The following is an 18,378-nucleotide window of genomic DNA, read 5'->3' as shown; positions in this document are numbered from 1 at the left end:
TTACGGAGCCGGGTTCTGCCACAGGGTCGCTCCGTTGTCCCTGAGCCATTTTTCGCAGGCTTTATACTCCGGCATCACAGATGCCACCACTGCATAAAAGGCAGGGGAATGATTCATTTCTTTTCTGTGGGAAAGTTCGTGCACCACAACATAATCCAGGATTTTTTCCGGGGCGAAGATCAGCCGCCAGTTGAAGTTCAGGTTTCCTTCGCTGGTGCAGCTTCCCCAGCGGGTTTTTTGTTCCCGGATCGTGATACGGCCGTAGGTTACGCCCATTTTTCTGGCGTAGGCTGCGGTTTTTCTTTTGAATATTTTTCTGGCGGATTCCATATAATAACTGCGGCGGAATTCCGAAAGAGGCGGATTTTCAGCCGGGGACTGTGCCGGCTCAGTGGCAGCGTGTGAGAGATGCTCCAGGATCCAGCTTTCTTTCTGTGAGAGAAAACGATGGATGGTGGAATCTGGCATTGTGTGTGGAGCGCGGACAGTCACCTGACCGGAAACGCTGACCTGGATCGCCAGGGTTTTCCGGCTGCTGCGGATAATGCGGTAGGGAAAGGGATGAGATATCATAAAAAACTCCTTTTGGTCAATGCAGAAATCTATATACAAAAAAGACAGTCGCTGACGGTTCGACTGTCTTTCCTTTTACTTATAAGCTTATAACTAAAATATTCCGTGGTCTATTACGCAATGCTGTTGACAGCTTTGGAAAGACGGGAAATTTTTCTGGCGCAGTTATTTTTGTGATAAACGCCCTTGGATGTAGCTTTGCTGATTGTGGAGATTGCGTCCTTAAGAGCAACCTCTGCAGCTGCCTTATCCTTATTCTCAACTGCTGTCTCAACTTTCTTGATGGAAGTCTTAACTGCAGAACGGATTGCTTTGTTTCTTGCAGCCTTAGTGCTGTTAACTAAGATTCTCTTCTTTGCGGATTTAATGTTAGCCAATTCGTACACCTCCGATTCCTTAAAAATATAATATTAAATTACATTCACAGGAACAGACACGGGCGCTCCTATGAAACATGCTTATATATATTATTATACGTGCACAGGAATGTCAAGATGTTTTTCGCAAAAATTCAAAAAAAATATGCGAAAAATACCAGATGCTGTGTGTAAAAGCGGAAATGATACATATTTATGGGAAAAAGGGAAATAATAAAAGGGAAAACACTGGAAAAGCTGCAGGCAGCAGCGAAAATATCTTTTTGATTTTACAGAAAAAGAGGATGAGAGTATGGCTGGAAGGAGCAGAATCAGAACAGACCTGGCGCTGGAAGCAACGGAACGCTTTCGGGAGGAAAATGTAGAAGTACATGGAGTAGAGATCAGGGAAAAATACGATGAGGAAAAGGAGGTGCGTACTACAGTTGTAAGGATCACAACGGAAAACGGAGCCAGGACCATGGGAAAACCACAGGGAACCTATATTACCATTGAGGCACCGGATCTTTCCGTTCCGGATGAGGATTATCACAGGGAGATTTCTGAAGAAGTGGCACATCATTTAAGGGAACTGATCGATCTTGGACGTCAGTTGTCAATTCTGGTGGTAGGGCTTGGAAATCAGGAGATTACTGCGGATTCCCTTGGTCCTCGTACAGTTTCCAATCTTCACATGACAAGGCATGTGATTCGGGAATATGGGCTGAAGAGCAATGGACATATGAAAATGCACCAGATCAGCGGGATCGTTCCGGGTGTGATGGCACAGACCGGAATGGAAACCCTGGAAATTGTTCGGGGTGTTGTTTCTGAGACAAAGCCGGATTTGGTGATCGCCGTAGATGCGCTGGCGGCCAGAAGTACGACAAGACTTAACCGGACGATCCAGATCACGGATACCGGGATCAGTCCGGGCTCCGGCGTGGGGAATCACAGGGAAGGCCTGAATGAAGAAAATCTTTCGGTCCGTGTGATCGGGATCGGTGTTCCGACTGTGGTGGATGCGGCTACTATTGTCCATGATTCCATGGCGGAGCTTCTGGAGGCGCTGGAGGAAGATGAGCAGAAGGAGTTTCTGGAAGAAATGATCTCGCCGAAGCTTTACACCATGTTTGTAACACCAAAGGATGTGGATGAAACGGTACGGTATTTAAGCTTTACCATTTCCGAGGGACTGAATCTGGCTTTTTCCGATAGTCTAATCGAAGAGGACAGGTCATAAAATACCATAAGAGGTGATCGTGGGTGACGAATATCCAGAGGGCTTTCTGCGTGGTTTTGAGCCTGATTTTCCTGTGTGTGGTGGCTGTCCTTCCGGGAGATTTTTTCAGGCATGGTGAGATCTACAGACAGCTGCCGCTGTATTGCTTTCTGGAAAAGAAAGCTCTGCAGAAGGAAAATGGCAGAGACAGGGAAACAGAGATGCTTTTGCAGGAAAAAAACGCAGAGCATCTGGGTAAAGAAGTGGAAGCAGAGAACCGAAAAGAGCAGGAGACGCTGCTGATGGCCGAGGCGGAAGAGGTGGAGAAGAAAGAAGAGCTTCAGAAGAAAGAAGAGCTTCAAAAGAAAAAAGAAATTCAAAAGAAAGAAGCGGAAGAGGCAGAGAAAAAATCTTCTGACGGCAAAAAAAGTGAAAAGGAGACCGGTAAGGAAAATGCAGAGCCGGAAGTTACGGAGTCGGGAGACACAGGACAGGAAGTTGCAGAACAGGAGACTCCGGCGTCAGAGGAGAACCGATCCGGTGAAAATACCGCGAAGGAACAGGAGACAGTGGCACTGCCACATCCGCAGATTGATTTGTCTCAGGCGAAACTGGCAGATTTTGACTATGTGATGAATCAGTTTTTTATATTGGATTCCAATACGGAGACGAATGCACAGCAGATCAGTGCGCCCCGTTTTCTGAAGGAGGATCTGTCCGTTAAAAAGGATTCATCGGTACCCCAGATCCTGATCTATCATACCCATTCCCAGGAGGCTTTTGTAGATTCAAGAGAAGGACAGACTGAGGACACCATCGTAGGAGTGGGAGATTATCTTACTGAACTTCTGGAAAAAACATACGGGTACCAGGTCATTCATATAACAGATTCCTTTGATATGATGGGAGGAACACTGGACAGGAGCAAGGCTTATGATTATGCCAGGGCCTCCATAGAAAAAGTGCTGGAGGAAAACCCCACCATTGAAGTTGTGATCGACCTTCACAGAGATGGTGTGCCGGATGACCGGCATCTGGTAACGCAGGTGAATGGAAAACCTACTGCTCAGCTACTTTTTTATAATGGATTAAGCTATACAGTCAGTCAGGGGGCAGTGAGTTATCTGCCCAATCCTTACATAGAAGAGAATCTGGCATTTTCCTTTCAGCTGGAATATCAGGCGGCACAGTATTACCCCGATCTTTACCGGGGAATCTATCTGGCAGGTCTTCGCTATAATCTGCATCTTAAGCCACGTGCGCTGCTTCTGGAGGCCGGAGCGCAGACAAATACCGTGGAGGAAGTCCGAAATGCCATGGAACCTTTTGCAGATATCTTAAACAGAGTTCTGAAAGGCAGTGACAAAGAAGACTGAAATATGGTATGATAAAGAGCAGTATGGAAAAATATGCGTTCTGAACGCTTTATACGAGAGAAATTTAAGGAGGACTTCCTAAATGATAGACCAGAGTAAAATTCGGAATTTTTGTATCATTGCACATATTGACCATGGCAAGTCAACACTTGCGGACCGTATCATCGAGATGACGGGACTTCTTACCGAAAGGGAAATGCAGGCCCAGGTTCTGGATAACATGGACCTTGAGAGAGAACGAGGAATCACCATCAAATCCCAGGCGGTTCGTATTGTATACAAAGCCAAGGACGGAAATGAGTATATTTTTAACCTGATCGATACCCCGGGACATGTAGACTTTAACTATGAGGTTTCACGAAGCCTTGCTGCCTGTGACGGAGCGATCCTTGTTGTGGATGCAGCACAGGGAATCGAAGCTCAGACACTTGCCAATGTATATATGGCACTGGACCATGATCTGGATGTGGTTCCGGTGATCAACAAGATTGACCTTCCAAGTGCGGATCCGGAGCGTGTTATCAATGAGATTGAGGATGTGATCGGAATTGAGGCGCAGGATGCACCGCAGATCTCCGCAAAAACAGGACTGAATGTAGACCAGGTCCTGGAGCAGATCGTCAATAAGGTCCCGGCGCCGTCGGGGGATGTGGATGCACCGCTGAAGGCTCTGATCTTTGACTCTGTTTATGACCCTTATAAGGGTGTTATCGTATTTTGCAGAGTGAAGGACGGACGTGTGAAAAAGGGCACGAGGATCCATATGATGGCGACCGGATTCACCACGGAGGTTGTGGAGGTTGGATATTTTGGAGCGGGTCAGTTTATCCCATGTGACGAGCTGACAGCAGGCATGGTCGGATATATCACAGCCAGCATCAAGAATGTCCGTGATACCCGCGTGGGTGATACGGTAACGGATGCGGACAACCCCTGTGCAGAGGCGCTTCCGGGGTATAAGAAGGTAAACCCTATGGTTTATTGTGGCCTTTATCCGGCAGATGGTGCCAAGTACGGCGATCTCCGTGACGCACTGGAGAAGCTTCAGCTCAACGATGCTTCCCTTTATTATGAACCGGAGACATCGGTCGCTCTTGGATTTGGTTTCCGCTGCGGCTTCCTGGGACTTCTTCATCTTGAGATCATTCAGGAGCGTCTGGAGAGAGAGTATAACCTGGATCTTGTAACTACAGCACCGAGTGTTATCTATAAGGTCTATAAAACCAATGGTGAGATCATCGAGCTGACCAATCCCACCAACCTTCCGGATCCTTCAGAGATCGAATACATGGAAGAGCCCATGGTGAAGGCAGAGATCATGGTAACCACAGAGTTCATTGGTGCGATCATGGATCTTTGCCAGGAGAGACGTGGTCAGTATGAAGGCATGGAATATATGGAAGAAACCCGTGCACTCCTGAAATACAGACTGCCGCTGAACGAGATCATCTATGATTTCTTTGATGCACTGAAATCACGTTCCAGAGGTTATGCATCCCTGGATTACGAACTGGACGGATATGAGAGAAGTGAGCTTGTGAAGCTGGATATCCTTGTGAATAAAGAAGAAGTGGATGCTCTTTCCTTTATCGTGCATGCAGATACTGCTTACGAGCGCGGAAGAAAGATGTGTGAGAAGCTGAAAGACGAGATCCCGAGACAGCTCTTTGAGATCCCGATCCAGGCAGCTATCGGAAGCAAGGTCATTGCCAGAGAGACGGTAAGAGCCATGCGTAAAGACGTACTTGCCAAGTGCTACGGTGGAGATATCTCCCGTAAGAAGAAGCTTCTGGAGAAACAGAAGGAAGGTAAGAAACGTATGCGTCAGGTAGGTAACGTGGAGATCCCGCAGAAGGCATTTATGAGTGTCCTGAAGCTGGATGATAAATAGGAGATGACTTTTTGAAAAAAAATATAAAAAAACTGTTTCTGGCAGCAGGACTTCTGGCTATGACAGGAGCTCTGCTTACCGGATGTGGTTCAAAGAAGAAAAATGCAGAAGAGGAAAGTGTGATCAAAATCAGCACAGCGCCGGAACCGACTGCCACTCCTGATCCGAAAACAGTAGATCCGGATGCAGTGACGAGCAATGGAAATCTGACAATGGTCAATGAGTACCTGGCAGAAAACGGCAGCGAGGCCCTGGGGATAGATGGCGTGACACCGACACCGGCTGCTTCGGATGGAAGCATGGATACTGCCGGTGAAGCTGCAGCCTCCGGTGAAGATACTGATACAACAGATGCCGGTGGAGAGGAAGGAGCCATGGATGGAGAATAAGGCGAAAAAACCGCTGGAGCTCTATATCCATATTCCGTTTTGTGTAAAAAAATGCGATTACTGTGATTTCCTTTCCGGACCTGCAGGAAAAGAGAGGCAGCGTGAATATTTCCAGGCTCTGGAAAGGGAGATCGCTGCTGTTCCGGATTTTTCGGACAGGGAGATCACCACAGTTTTTATCGGCGGAGGAACACCTTCCGTGCCGGATCCGTCTCTTGTGGGAGAGATACTGGATCAGATCAGAAATAAGTTTTTTATGGCCCCGGATGCTGAGATCACTATCGAAGCAAATCCGGGGACTTTATATAAAGAAAAACTTCAGATATATCTGGAACACGGGATCAACCGGCTGAGTCTGGGGCTTCAGTCCCCGCAGAACCGGGAATTAAAGATCCTTGGAAGGATCCATACGTGGGAAGAGTTTCAGGAGAGCTTTTTTATGGCAAGGGATGCAGGCTTTTCCAATATCAATATCGATCTGATGAGTGCCATTCCGGAACAGACCTATGAAGACTGGGAAAAAAATCTTCGCACGGTGGCAGGGATTTCGCCGGAACATATTTCCGCCTACAGTCTGATCATTGAGGAAGGCACTCCTTTCGGGGAGAGAAAGCTGAAATTACCGGATGAGGATACGGAGTACCGTATGTATGAGAATACGGCAGGAATCCTGGAGGAATATGGGTTTCATCAGTACGAGATCTCCAATTATGCAAAAGGCGGACGGGAATGCCGCCATAATAAGGGATACTGGCAGAGAATCGATTATCTGGGGCTGGGACTTGGGGCGTCTTCACTTCTGGATCATATGCGTTTTTCCAATACTGCGGATATGAAGGAATATATTGGAAACAGTGCGTTTCCGGATAAGATCCGTCAGAATATGGAGAGTCTTACAGAGGCAGATGAGATGGCTGAGTTTATGTTTCTGGGGCTTCGGATGACAGAGGGCGTTTCAATGAAAGAGTTTGCGGAATATTTTGGAAAAAATATGGAAAACGTTTACGGAGAGGTCCTGAAAAAACATCTGGAGATCGGAATGCTGGAACAAAAAGGAGACAGGATATATCTTTCGAGAAAGGGAATCCATGTGAGCAATGGAGTGATGGCAGATTTTCTGCTGTAGAAAAATTTGTCGATTTTTTCACCTTGACGAACGGATGTTCTGGCGGTATACTGATAAAAAATCAGAAGTTTTACAGCGGAATAAGAGAGGTAGATTCTGCTGTTGAGAAGAATACCGGAGTATTTTTGTATGACCGGACAGAGTAGGAGGTTTCATGTCAGCAGAAGCAAACGATAAGAAGCGTTTTATCAGGATACGCGGAGCCAATGAGAATAATCTTAAGAATCTCAGCGTCGATATTCCCAGAGACCAGTTTGTGGTACTTACCGGACTCAGCGGCTCCGGTAAGTCATCTCTTGCATTTGATACCATTTATGCAGAGGGACAGAGACGTTATATGGAGTCACTTTCTTCCTATGCGAGGCAGTTCCTGGGACAGATGGAGAAACCGGATGTGGAGAGTATCGAGGGTCTTCCGCCGGCAATTTCCATTGATCAGAAGTCAACGAACCGGAATCCCCGTTCTACAGTGGGTACGGTAACAGAGATCTACGATTATTTCCGACTTCTGTATGCCCGTGTGGGAATCCCGCACTGTCCCAAATGTGGAAGGGAAATCCGCAAACAGACGGTAGATCAGATGGTGGATCAGATCATGACGCTTCCGGAACGCCAGAAGATCCAGCTTCTTGCACCGGTAGTACGGGGCCGCAAGGGAACCCATGTCAAACTTCTGGATCAGGCCAGAAGAAGCGGGTATGTGAGAGTGCAGATCGACGGAAATCTCTATGAGCTTTCCGAGGAGATCAAGCTGGATAAGAATATCAAACATAACATTGAGATCGTTGTGGATCGACTTATTGTGAAACCGGGAATAGAGAAGCGTCTTTCCGATTCCATTGAAACCGTACTGGATCTGGCGGATGGTCTGCTGGTAGTAGACACTATGGACGGGAAGCTTCTGAATTTCAGCCAGAGTTTTTCCTGCCCGGATTGTGGCATCAGCATTGATGAGATCGAACCCAGGAGCTTTTCCTTTAATAATCCATTTGGTGCCTGCCCGCAGTGTCTGGGTCTTGGATATAAGATGGAATTTGATATCGATCTGATGATCCCGGATAAGAAACTGAGTATCAATGAAGGGGCTATCGCTGTTCTCGGATGGCAGTCCTGTACCACGCAGGGAAGCTTTTCCAGAGCGATCCTGGATGCCCTGGCAAGGGAATATGAATTTTCTCTGGATACGCCTTTCTGCGAGTATCCGAAAAAGGTTCAGGATATCCTCATCCATGGTACCGGCGGTCATTCTGTGAAGGTTTATTATAAAGGACAGCGAGGAGAAGGTGTTTACGATGTGGCGTTCCCGGGACTGATCCGCAATGTGGAGCAGAGATACCGTGAAACCGGTTCTGAGGCCATGAAGCAGGAATACGAGAGCTTTATGCAGATTACTCCGTGCACCACATGTAAGGGACAGAGGCTGAAGAAAGAGTCACTGGCAGTGACTGTGGCGGATAAGAATATTTATGAAGTGACCAATATGCCGGTACAGAAGCTGCAGGGTTTTCTCTGCAATCTGAAGCTTTCAAAGCAGCAGGAGCTTATTGGAAGGCAGATCCTGAAGGAAATCCGTGCCAGAGTTGGATTTCTGGCAGAGGTTGGTCTGGAGTATCTTTCACTTGGAAGAGCTACCGGAACCCTTTCCGGCGGAGAGGCTCAGAGAATCCGTCTTGCCACACAGATCGGATCCGGGCTTGTGGGGGTTGCATATATCCTGGATGAGCCGAGTATCGGGCTTCACCAGAGAGATAATGACAAGCTTCTGGGGGCACTGATGCGTCTCCGTGATCTTGGAAACAGTCTGATTGTGGTGGAGCACGATGAAGATACCATGCGTGCGGCAGACTGTGTCATCGATATCGGCCCCGGAGCCGGAGAACATGGTGGACAACTGGTCGCAATGGGGACAGCTGAGGATCTGATGAAAAATGAGGAGTCTGTGACAGGAGCTTATTTAAGCGGAAGGCTGAAGATCCCGGTACCGGAAGTGAGGAAGGAACCAATCGGATTTCTTCATATAAAGGGTGCGGCAGAGAACAACCTGAAGCATATCGACGTAGATATTCCTCTTGGAGTGATGACCTGTATCACAGGTGTTTCCGGCTCCGGTAAGAGCTCTCTGATCAATGAGATCTTGTACAAGAGACTTGCCAGAGACCTGAACCGTGCCAGAGTGATCCCCGGGAAACATGATGACATCCTGGGTATCGATCAGCTGGATAAGGTGATCAATATCGACCAGTCCCCGATCGGAAGAACTCCCCGTTCCAATCCTGCCACATATACCGGGGTTTTTGACCAGATTCGTGATCTTTTTGCAGCCACCGCAGATGCCAAGGCAAAGGGCTACAAGAAGGGACGTTTCAGTTTTAATGTCAAGGGCGGACGGTGCGAGGCCTGCAGTGGTGACGGAATCATCAAGATCGAGATGCATTTTCTTCCGGATGTATATGTGCCCTGCGAAGTCTGCAAGGGCAAACGCTACAATCGTGAGACTCTGGAAGTGAAGTATAAGGGCAAGAGCATTTATGATGTATTGAATATGACTGTGGAAGAAGCACTGACATTTTTTGAGAATGTACCGTCGATCAGGAGAAAGATCGAGACTCTGTATGATGTAGGGCTTTCCTATATCCGTCTGGGGCAGCCCTCCACTACTCTTTCCGGAGGAGAAGCACAGCGGATCAAGCTTGCTACAGAACTCAGCAAGCGCAGTACCGGAAAGACGATCTATATCCTGGATGAGCCTACCACAGGACTGCACTTTGCGGATGTTCACAAGCTGATCGAGATCCTGCGCCGTCTGTCTGAAGGAGGAAACACAGTTGTGGTCATTGAGCACAATCTGGATGTGATCAAGACGGCAGATCATATTATTGATATCGGACCGGAAGGCGGTGACAGAGGCGGAACGGTAATTGCCAGAGGAACTCCGGAGGAAGTAGCAGAGAATCCGGTTTCCTACACCGGCAAATATGTGAAAAAATATCTGGAACAGAAATAACCGGTAAAAGTTCTTTTCAATTTCTGTGGTTTTGTATATAATGAAGTGCGGGAACGTTTCGGCACAGACCGGAACAGAATAAGTCAGAAATGCGTCAGCATACGAATGAGTATGACGCAGGCGGGAGGATTTATGCCGGCAAAGGATATTGGAATCGATCTGGGAACCAGAAACAGTCTGGTGTTTTCCACAGGCAAGGGGATCGTTTTAAGAGAGCCTTCTGTGGTTGTTTATGATAAAGATACAGAGAAGATCAGAGCGATCGGTGAGGAAGCCAGACAGATGGCAAGCCATCTGACTTCCAATATGGAAGTGATCTGGCCGATCCGAAGAGGTGTGATCGTAGATTATAATGTAATGGAAAAGATGCTGAAATATTTTATTTCACAGGCTATGGGACGAAGAGCGTTCCGGAAACCGAGAGTCAGCATCAGTGTTCCGAGTGGGATCACGGAGATTGAGCGTAAAGCAATTGAGGAAGCTGCCTATCAGTCAGGAGCCAGGGAAGTTTTTCTTGTGGACGAGCCTATCGCTGCTGCTATCGGTGCAGGTGTAGATATCACCAAGCCATTTGGTAATCTGATCGTGGATATCGGTGCAGGGACTACGGATGTTGCGGTCATATCGGTAGGGGGAGTGGTTGTTTCCGCTTCTGTGAAGGTTGCAGGAGATAATTTTGATCATGCAATCATGAATTATGTACGTGAGAAGCATAGTCTCTTTATCGGGGAGGATGCAGCGGAGAATATCAAGATCAAGATCGGAACAGCCAGTGAAGAAGCGGATCTTCGAACGATGGAGGTCAAGGGCAGAAATATCATCACAGGACTTCCGAAGGTGGCAACACTGACTTCTGAGGAGATCCGGACCGCTTTAAGGGAAACGACCGGGCAGATCGTGGAAACTGTACATGGTGTTCTTGAAAAAACACCACCAGAGCTGGCGGCAGATATCATGGACAGAGGAATCGTTCTTACAGGTGGAGGTGCTATGCTGCATGGAATGGATACATTGATCGAGCAGAAAACAGGAGTCAGCACACTGACTGTACAGGATGCAATGCTTGTAGTGGCTGCAGGAACAGGAAAATATGCGGAAATCATGTCAAGGATGTAAACCGTTATGGGTTGTCTGGACGGCACAGGAGCAGAGAAGTGATTGCCGCAGGAAACTCATACAGATAAGGCGCTGCAGCTGCAGTGCCTTTTGCTGTTATCAGAGGTTTACAGATGGAGAAGAAAATGAGTGAGACAGTTACAGGATATATAGATCATGTGATCTTCCGGAATGAAGATAATGGATATACGGTCATGGTACTGAAAGGGATGGAAGAGGAACAGGAACTGACCTGTGTGGGAACATTTCCTGCTATCACCCAGGGGGCTGCCATTGAAGCTTCCGGAAATTATACAACACATCCGGTGTATGGTAAACAGTTTCAGATATCCTCCTACGTAGAAAAAATGCCGGAGGATGCACTGGCCATGGAACGTTATCTGGGTTCCGGCGCGATCAAAGGGATCGGTGCGGCACTGGCGGCCAGGATCGTACGTCGTTTCGGCGATGATACCATGCGTATTGTGGAGGAAGAACCGGAGCGGCTGGCTGAGATCAAGGGAATCAGCGAAAAAAAGGCCATGGAGATCGCAGAACAGATGACGGAGAAAGCAGATATGCGCCGCGCTATGATCTTTCTCCAGAAATACGGGATATCGCTGAATCTCGGCGCAAAAATCTATCAGAAATACGGACAGACTGTATATGGAGTCCTGCAGGAGAATCCGTATCGCCTTGCAGAGGATATCAGTGGTGTGGGATTCCGTATCGCAGATGAGATCGCTTCCCGGATCGGGATCCATACAGATTCAGATTACAGGATAAGAAGCGGAATGCTGTATACTCTCCTACAGGCTTCAGGAGAAGGCCATATCTATCTTCCGAAGGAGGAACTTTTTTCCAGGGCATCCGGACTTTTGGGAGTAGATTCCTCCTACATGGAAAAACATCTCATGGACATGATAGTAGACCGGAAACTGATCCTGAAAGAAACAGAAGAAGGTGCAGTTGTCTATCCCACACGATATTATTATCTTGAGCTGAATTCAGCCAGAATGCTCTGTGAGCTGAACATTCTCTGCCCGGAAGATGAGGAGATGGTGGAGAAACGGATCAACAGGATCGAAAAGGAGACAGGAACCCGGTTAGATGAAATGCAGAAACAGGCAGTGGCGGCAGCTGCCAGTCATGGTCTGTTCATTCTGACCGGAGGGCCGGGAACCGGAAAGACTACAACGATCAATGCTATTATCCGTTATTTTGAAGAGGAAGGCGCTGAGCTGCGGCTTGCAGCCCCTACCGGCCGTGCAGCCAAGCGAATGACAGAGGCTACCGGATACGAGGCTCAGACGATCCACAGACTTCTGGAACTGAACGGGATGCCGGAGGAAGAGCAGGAAGGCCGTGCAGTTCATTTTGACAGGAATTCGGAGAATCCGCTGGAAGCGGATGTGATCATCATTGATGAGATGTCCATGGTAGATATCGCACTGATGCATTCATTGCTTCTTGCAGTGACAGCAGGGACCAGGCTGATCCTGGTAGGTGATGAAAATCAGCTTCCCAGTGTAGGCCCGGGAAATGTTCTGAGGGATATTATCCGCAGCGGCTGTTTTTCGGTAGTAGAGTTGAAAAAGATTTTCCGCCAGGCATCTGAAAGTGATATTGTGGTGAATGCCCATAAGATCAACCGGGGCGAGCAGGTGACCATCAATAACAAGAGCCGGGATTTCTTTTTTCTGAAAAGATATGACGCGGACATCATTATCCGTGTGGTGATCGCACTGATCCAGGAGAAGCTTCCGCGTTATGTAGATGCAAAGCCTTATGAGATTCAGGTGCTCACTCCTATGCGTAAGGGACTTTTAGGTGTGGAGCGGCTGAACCAGATCCTTCAGAGATATTTGAACCCGCCGGATGAAAAGAAAAAGGAGAAAGAGATCGGACAGCGTCTTTTCCGTGAAGGGGATAAGGTGATGCAGGTGAAGAACAATTACCAGCTGGAGTGGGAAATCCTTGGACGATACAAGATTCCTGTGGATAAAGGCGTGGGCGTGTTTAACGGAGATACCGGTATTATGACGGAGATCAATGAATTTGCGGAAACGGCCACCGTGGAATTTGAGGATGGCAGACAGGCAGAATATTCCTTCAAACAGCTTGAGGAACTGGAACTCGCCTATGCAGTGACCATACATAAGTCCCAGGGCTCAGAATATCCGGCAGTGATCCTTCCGATCCTTTCCGGACCAAGGATGCTGATGAATCGGAATCTTCTGTATACAGCAGTGACCAGAGCCAGAAAATGTGTTACCGTAGTAGGCAGCGAGACCACTTTTGCGGAGATGATCCGCAATGAAAAACAGCAGCAGAGATACAGCTCTCTGGACAGACGGATCCGGGAGCTGGATGAATCTGAACAGAAAGAGAGCGCCATCGGGGAGAAAGGACTTTCTTGAAAAAAACAGCAGATTTTTTACTTGCCATGCTTTACCCGAAAAAATGCCCGCTGTGTCATCAGATACTGAAAGAAAAAGATCGGCTGATCTGTCCGGAGTGTTCCGGAAAGGTCAGACCTATATCCGGTCCCCGGTGTATGAAATGCGGAAGACCGGTAAAAATGGAAGAAGAATACTGTGAAGACTGCCGCAAGGGTGCTCATCATTTTACGGAGGGCAGAAGTATTTTCTGGTACGGAGAGGTCTGGAGACAGTCTCTGGTACGATTTAAGTATTACGGATGTCGGGAATATGGGGATTTTTATGCAAAGGCAATGAGCGTCTTCGGAAAAAAATATCTGGAACGGTGGAAGCCTGATCTGATCGTTCCCGTTCCTCTGCATCCCAGAAAAAAAAGGATGAGAGGCTTTAACCAGGCAGCGTATCTGGCAGAAAGGCTCAGTGATCTTACAGGGATCCCATGGAATGAGCATCTGGTAAAGAAGATACGAAGCACAAGATCTCAGAAAAAACTCAATGCCATACAGAGGCGTCAGAACCTGAAAAATGCATATCGGGTAACCGAAAAGATCACGGGTTTTTCTGTACTTGTGGTGGATGATGTATACACAACAGGAAGTACAGCAGATGCCATGGCAATGTGTCTTTTTGAGGCCGGTGCAGAGAAAGTTTATTTTCTGACAATATGCGCAGGAAGGGCATGAAACAGCCGAAAAAACACTTTTCATAGGTATGGAACTATGCTACAATAAATTTGATTGCAGTTAAACAGTATAACTGTATGGAAAGCGTAATGCGGATCATATATCGGGGATTTTCCTGATAAAGAAAGCTTATGAGGAGTTATTTTTATGGTAAATGAAGAAAAAGTGAAGATCATGAACCGTCTGGCTATGTATGAACATGGCGAAGGCAGGAAGTATCTTCCGGTGAGCAGATATTATCGAAGTGATTATATTGGACTTGCACTGATCAGAAACTTTTTTCTGGTAACGATCGGGTATGTATTGGGACTTGCAGGTGTTGCTGCATATTTCAGCGAATATCTTATGGATAATGTGAATAAGATTAATCTGGTCGAGGTTGGGATCTATATCGTCGTCGGCTATCTGATCGTACTTGTCATGTATTCGATACTGACCTACATCCAGTATTCTGTGAAATATTTCCGGGCAAAAAAAAGTGTCAGGGAATATTATCAGGATCTTACAAGACTGGAAAAAATCTACGGGCGGGAGGAAAAAAGAAATCCGGTCCGGAGAAATGCAGGAGGACATAGAAAATGACAGCTTTACTTGAGATCAAACAGAATATCAAAAGATTTTACGGACAATATGAAGTATATATACTGCCGGTCCTGAAGTTTGTTCTGGCATTTGCCTATTTTCTCTGGATCAACAGCAATATGGGCTACATGAAACAGCTGGATAATATTTTTATTGTCCTGATCCTGGCGCTTGTATGTTCGATCCTTCCGGTTTCCGTGATGATGTTTATGGGATTTGCGTTGATGATCGGTCACTGTTATGCAGTCGGGATCGAAACGGCAGGATTTATGCTGCTTCTTATTCTGTTGATGATGATTCTGTTCCTCAGATTCAGCAGGTCACAGAATCTTGCAATGATCCTTACACCACTTTCCTTTGGATTTGGTGTTCCTGCACTTATGCCGATCGGAGCAGGCCTGCTGGGCAGCGCATTGTCAGCGCTTCCGGCCGGATGCGGTGTTGTGATCTATTATTTTATACGGTTTGTACATGCGCAGTCGGCGGCACTCAGTGATCCTGCCGCAGAGATCACAGAAAAACTGAAGCTGATCTCTGACGGACTTGTCCACAACTGGGCAATGTGGATCACGGTGATTGCGTTTGTGGCAGTGGTCCTGTTTGTGAACCTTCTGAGAACACGGGCGTTTGATTATGCATGGAGGATCGCTGTCATTGCCGGCGGCGTGATCTATATCCTGATTATCCTTGCCGGAGATTTCTGCCTTAGTATTACGGTAGCCATGGTGCCGATGATCCTGTCCACAGTGGTTTCCGTACTGGCAGGATTTGTTCTGGAGTTCTTTGTTTTTGGCGGAGATTACAGCAGAACAGAACGTCTGGAATATGAGGATGATGAGTACTATTACTACGTAAAAGCCGTTCCGAAGGCATCGGTCGCCACTTCTGAGAGAAGTATCAAAAAGATCAATGCGGAGCCGGTAAAGGAAGAAAAAAAAGAAGACAGTGTTGTGTCTTTCAGTGATGATGTATTTCATGAGAAGAAAGAAATGCATACAGTAAAGATGCCGGATATGGTTTCCGAAAATACAGTAAGTGAGAAACCGCAGGGATTGGACAAGATCGATTTCGAAAAACAGCTGGAGGAATCACTGAAGGATCTTTAAACAGGAACGATTGGAATAGCTCAGGAAGAAAGGAGGAGACTTATGCAGAATGTGCTGACAGTTGTGGTCGGATATCTGGGAAAAATTTCCCTTCCGGGATTTGGCGTGATAGATATCATTGAGATCGGACTGATTTCCTTTTTTGTATATCAGTTTATGGCATGGATCAAATTCACACGTGCATATACCCTTCTGAAGGGCATTTTGATCGTCCTTGGATTTATCCTGGTCGCATATATCTTCAAAATGAATACGATCCTCTGGATCTTCCGGAATCTGGCTAATGTGCTGGTGATCGGTGTGATCGTAATCTTTCAGCCGGAGCTGAGGAAGGCCCTGGAGCAGCTGGGACAGAAGAAGTTTGTTTCTAACATTATTCCCTTTGATTCCGGCAGGGAAGTACAGGAGCGTTTTAATGACAAGACTATCAATGAACTGGTAAAGGCCTGTTTTGATATGGGTGAAGTTAAGACCGGAGCACTGATCGTGATCGAGGAAGAGATCCGGCTTGATGAATATGTGAGAACCGGTATCAATATTGACGGTATCCTTACCAGTCAGCTTCTGATCAATATTTTTGAGCATAATACACCTCTTCATGACGGAGCGGTGATCGTGCGAGGTAACCGCGTGGTAGCAGCAACCTGCTATCTACCTCTTTCAGATAATATGGAACTGAGCAAACAGCTGGGAACAAGACACAGAGCAGGTGTGGGTATCAGTGAAGCTACGGATTCTCTTACGATCATTGTTTCGGAAGAAACGGGACAGGTTTCTGTGGCCAGAGGCGGTGAGTTATCCAGAGGGCTTAACAGCAAACAGCTTCGAGAAATACTTGTTTCTGCTCAGAATAAAAAGGTTGTTGACAACGGTAAGCTGAGAAATCTGCTGAAAGGGAGAGTGAAACATGAAGAAAAATCTGACTAAGAACATCCCTTTGAAAATCATGTCGATTATTGTGGGAATCCTGGTGTGGCTGATCGTAGTAAATGTTGATGACCCTATCATTACGAAAGGCTTTGTGATCTCAGATGTACAGATCATCAACGAAGCTTATGTGGATCAGCTGGGCGAGATGGTCATGCAGGATGATCGTGAAAATTCAGTACGTGTTTATATTACAGGTGAGCGGAAGATAGTCAACCGTCTCACCTCAAGTGATATTAAGGCAGTTGCAGACCTGCAGCAGGCCCAGTCTACCGATACAGATCCTGTAATGATCCCCATTACAGCAACCTGTTCCGGGATACTTCCGGAGAATGTCAGGGTGTCACCGCAGAATCTAAGTGTCCATCTGGAAAAAAAGGTAACCAAGGAATTTGCAATCAATGTTACCAGTGATGACAGCAAGCCTGCACAGGGGCTGGAGGTTGCTTCTCTTACTGCAAATCCGGAAAAAGTCCGTATTACAGGACCGGAATCCCTGGTTGGTAAAATAGATAGTGTGAGTGTGGATGTAAGTTCAAAGCTTGAGGGAATCGACCAGGATACGACGATCACAGGCGCAGAACTGACCATTACAGATAAGAATCAGGATACACTTTCATCAAATTCCATGAGCTATCTGAAATTTGACAACAACGGAAAGGTCAATGTCACGGCAAAGCTCTGGAAGGTGCGTTCTGATATACGAATCAGTGCGGGATATACGGGAGAACCGGCAGAAGGTTATGTTGTGGACAGTGTCACGACAGTACCGGAGACTTTCAGCGTAGCCGGAAGTGAAGAAGCACTGGATAATCTGAAACTTCAGGGAAATACTATTTATCTTGATAATGAGAATGTGGATATTTCAGGAAAGAGCAATGACGTGGAAAAGAAAGTAAACCTGTCAGAGCTTCTTCCGGATGGCCTTAAGCTGACATCTGGATCCAGCACGGACCTCTGGATCACAGTCAATATCCTGCCGGAGGGCAGTAAGATATACAGCTTCCCGACAGAGGATATCAAAGTAAAAGGTCTGCCTGATGATCTGCAGCTGGCATTTGAAGTTGCAGATATTGAGCTAAAGGTGCAGGCGGAAGACGAAGATCTTTCCAAATTCGATCTGAAGTCGGTAGGAGCAGTACTTTCCATGGATGACTGGGAGGAGGGCAGCTACGAAGTACCGATCAAAATCAGTCTTCCGGAAGGCTACAAACTGCTGGAGGATGTAACTGCGGAGATCAAAATCTCTAAGGTTTCCAATGTAGACAGCAGCAATCAGTAAAAGACCATAGCTTTTGACAAGGTTTGAAGGATAAGTAATATAAAGGGAGACAGCAGCAATGTTAAGTTATAAGGTAACGGTCAGGAACCCGTCAGGGCTTCATCTTCGTCCCGCAGGGCTTTTATGCGGCGAGGCAATAAAATACAAATCGTCCATAACATTTCAGTATGCCGGAGGTACAGCGAATGCCAAAAGTGTTCTGAGTGTTCTGGGGGCCTGTGTAAAAAACGGGGATGAGATCACACTGGTCTGCGAGGGTGAGGATGAACAGGCTGCGATAGATGCACTTGTGGCTCTTATCGAAGGCGGACTGGGCGAATGATAC

Annotated in this window: 16 protein-coding genes; 14 read left to right on the top strand and 2 right to left on the bottom strand. The window is 47.0% G+C overall.

Features of this window, described 5'->3' with window-relative positions; genetic code table 11:
* Together EYS05_RS03065 and rpsT are read right to left on the bottom strand one after the other, a co-directional pair.
* Entirely contained in the window at positions 1-573 is a 573-nt protein-coding gene (locus EYS05_RS03065) for a M48 family metallopeptidase (protein WP_174235826.1), read from the bottom strand.
* 113 nt (positions 574-686) lie between these two features.
* Entirely contained in the window at positions 687-950 is a 264-nt protein-coding gene (rpsT, locus tag EYS05_RS03060) for a 30S ribosomal protein S20 (RefSeq protein ID WP_022426951.1), read from the bottom strand.
* Between the two features lie 292 nt (positions 951-1,242).
* On the opposite strand from rpsT, the gene gpr reads away from it, so the two are divergent.
* From gpr to EYS05_RS02990, 14 genes are all read left to right on the top strand, one after another.
* Complete coding sequence (gene gpr, locus EYS05_RS03055) at positions 1,243-2,172, top strand: GPR endopeptidase (protein ID WP_118625890.1); 930 nt, start codon at positions 1,243-1,245, stop codon at positions 2,170-2,172.
* A 23-nt stretch (positions 2,173-2,195) separates the two neighbouring features.
* Positions 2,196-3,527 carry a stage II sporulation protein P gene (locus EYS05_RS03050; RefSeq protein WP_243119198.1) on the top strand — a complete coding sequence of 444 codons (1,332 nt, stop codon included), beginning with the start codon at positions 2,196-2,198 and terminating at the stop codon, positions 3,525-3,527.
* An 82-nt stretch (positions 3,528-3,609) separates the two neighbouring features.
* Entirely contained in the window at positions 3,610-5,418 is a 1,809-nt protein-coding gene (gene lepA / locus EYS05_RS03045; RefSeq protein WP_118515036.1) for a translation elongation factor 4, read from the top strand.
* A gap of 11 nt (positions 5,419-5,429) precedes the next feature.
* The gene (locus EYS05_RS03040) at positions 5,430-5,807 is read left to right on the top strand and encodes a hypothetical protein (RefSeq protein ID WP_138276585.1); all 378 of its coding nucleotides are present in this window, start codon (positions 5,430-5,432) and stop codon (positions 5,805-5,807) included.
* Complete coding sequence (hemW, locus tag EYS05_RS03035; protein ID WP_138276584.1) at positions 5,797-6,933, top strand: radical SAM family heme chaperone HemW; 1,137 nt, start codon at positions 5,797-5,799, stop codon at positions 6,931-6,933. The genes EYS05_RS03040 and hemW overlap by 11 nt, the downstream gene beginning before the upstream one ends.
* A 154-nt stretch (positions 6,934-7,087) precedes the next feature.
* Positions 7,088-9,937: an excinuclease ABC subunit UvrA gene (gene uvrA, locus EYS05_RS03030; RefSeq protein ID WP_118625884.1), complete on the top strand. Its 2,850-nt coding sequence runs from the start codon at positions 7,088-7,090 to the stop codon at positions 9,935-9,937.
* A 132-nt stretch (positions 9,938-10,069) separates the two neighbouring features.
* Positions 10,070-11,053, top strand: a complete 984-nt coding sequence (locus EYS05_RS03025) for a rod shape-determining protein (RefSeq protein ID WP_118515028.1) — start codon at positions 10,070-10,072, stop codon at positions 11,051-11,053.
* Between the two features lie 125 nt (positions 11,054-11,178).
* Positions 11,179-13,452, top strand: a complete 2,274-nt coding sequence (gene recD2, locus EYS05_RS03020) for an SF1B family DNA helicase RecD2 (RefSeq protein WP_118515120.1) — start codon at positions 11,179-11,181, stop codon at positions 13,450-13,452.
* Complete coding sequence (locus EYS05_RS03015; RefSeq protein ID WP_243119197.1) at positions 13,449-14,156, top strand: ComF family protein; 708 nt, start codon at positions 13,449-13,451, stop codon at positions 14,154-14,156. Before recD2 ends, EYS05_RS03015 begins: the two co-directional genes overlap by 4 nt.
* Before the next feature lie 147 nt (positions 14,157-14,303).
* A complete protein-coding gene (locus tag EYS05_RS03010) occupies positions 14,304-14,738 on the top strand; it encodes a hypothetical protein (protein WP_118625880.1) in 435 nt (144 codons plus the stop codon).
* The gene (locus EYS05_RS03005; protein WP_138276583.1) at positions 14,735-15,844 is read left to right on the top strand and encodes a hypothetical protein; all 1,110 of its coding nucleotides are present in this window, start codon (positions 14,735-14,737) and stop codon (positions 15,842-15,844) included. Before EYS05_RS03010 ends, EYS05_RS03005 begins: the two co-directional genes overlap by 4 nt.
* A gap of 42 nt (positions 15,845-15,886) precedes the next feature.
* Positions 15,887-16,771 (top strand): diadenylate cyclase CdaA, encoded by an 885-nt coding sequence (gene cdaA, locus EYS05_RS03000; protein WP_118515022.1) that lies wholly within the window; start codon positions 15,887-15,889, stop codon positions 16,769-16,771.
* Positions 16,752-18,053, top strand: a complete 1,302-nt coding sequence (locus EYS05_RS02995) for a CdaR family protein (protein ID WP_118515020.1) — start codon at positions 16,752-16,754, stop codon at positions 18,051-18,053. Before cdaA ends, EYS05_RS02995 begins: the two co-directional genes overlap by 20 nt.
* Positions 18,054-18,111: 58 nt before the next feature.
* Entirely contained in the window at positions 18,112-18,375 is a 264-nt protein-coding gene (locus EYS05_RS02990) for an HPr family phosphocarrier protein (protein WP_118515018.1), read from the top strand.
* Positions 18,376-18,378 lie beyond the last annotated feature (3 nt).

Source organism: Blautia sp. SC05B48, assembly GCF_005848555.1.
Lineage (GTDB): Bacteria > Bacillota > Clostridia > Lachnospirales > Lachnospiraceae > Blautia_A.
This window is presented reverse-complemented; position numbering and strand designations above follow the sequence as displayed.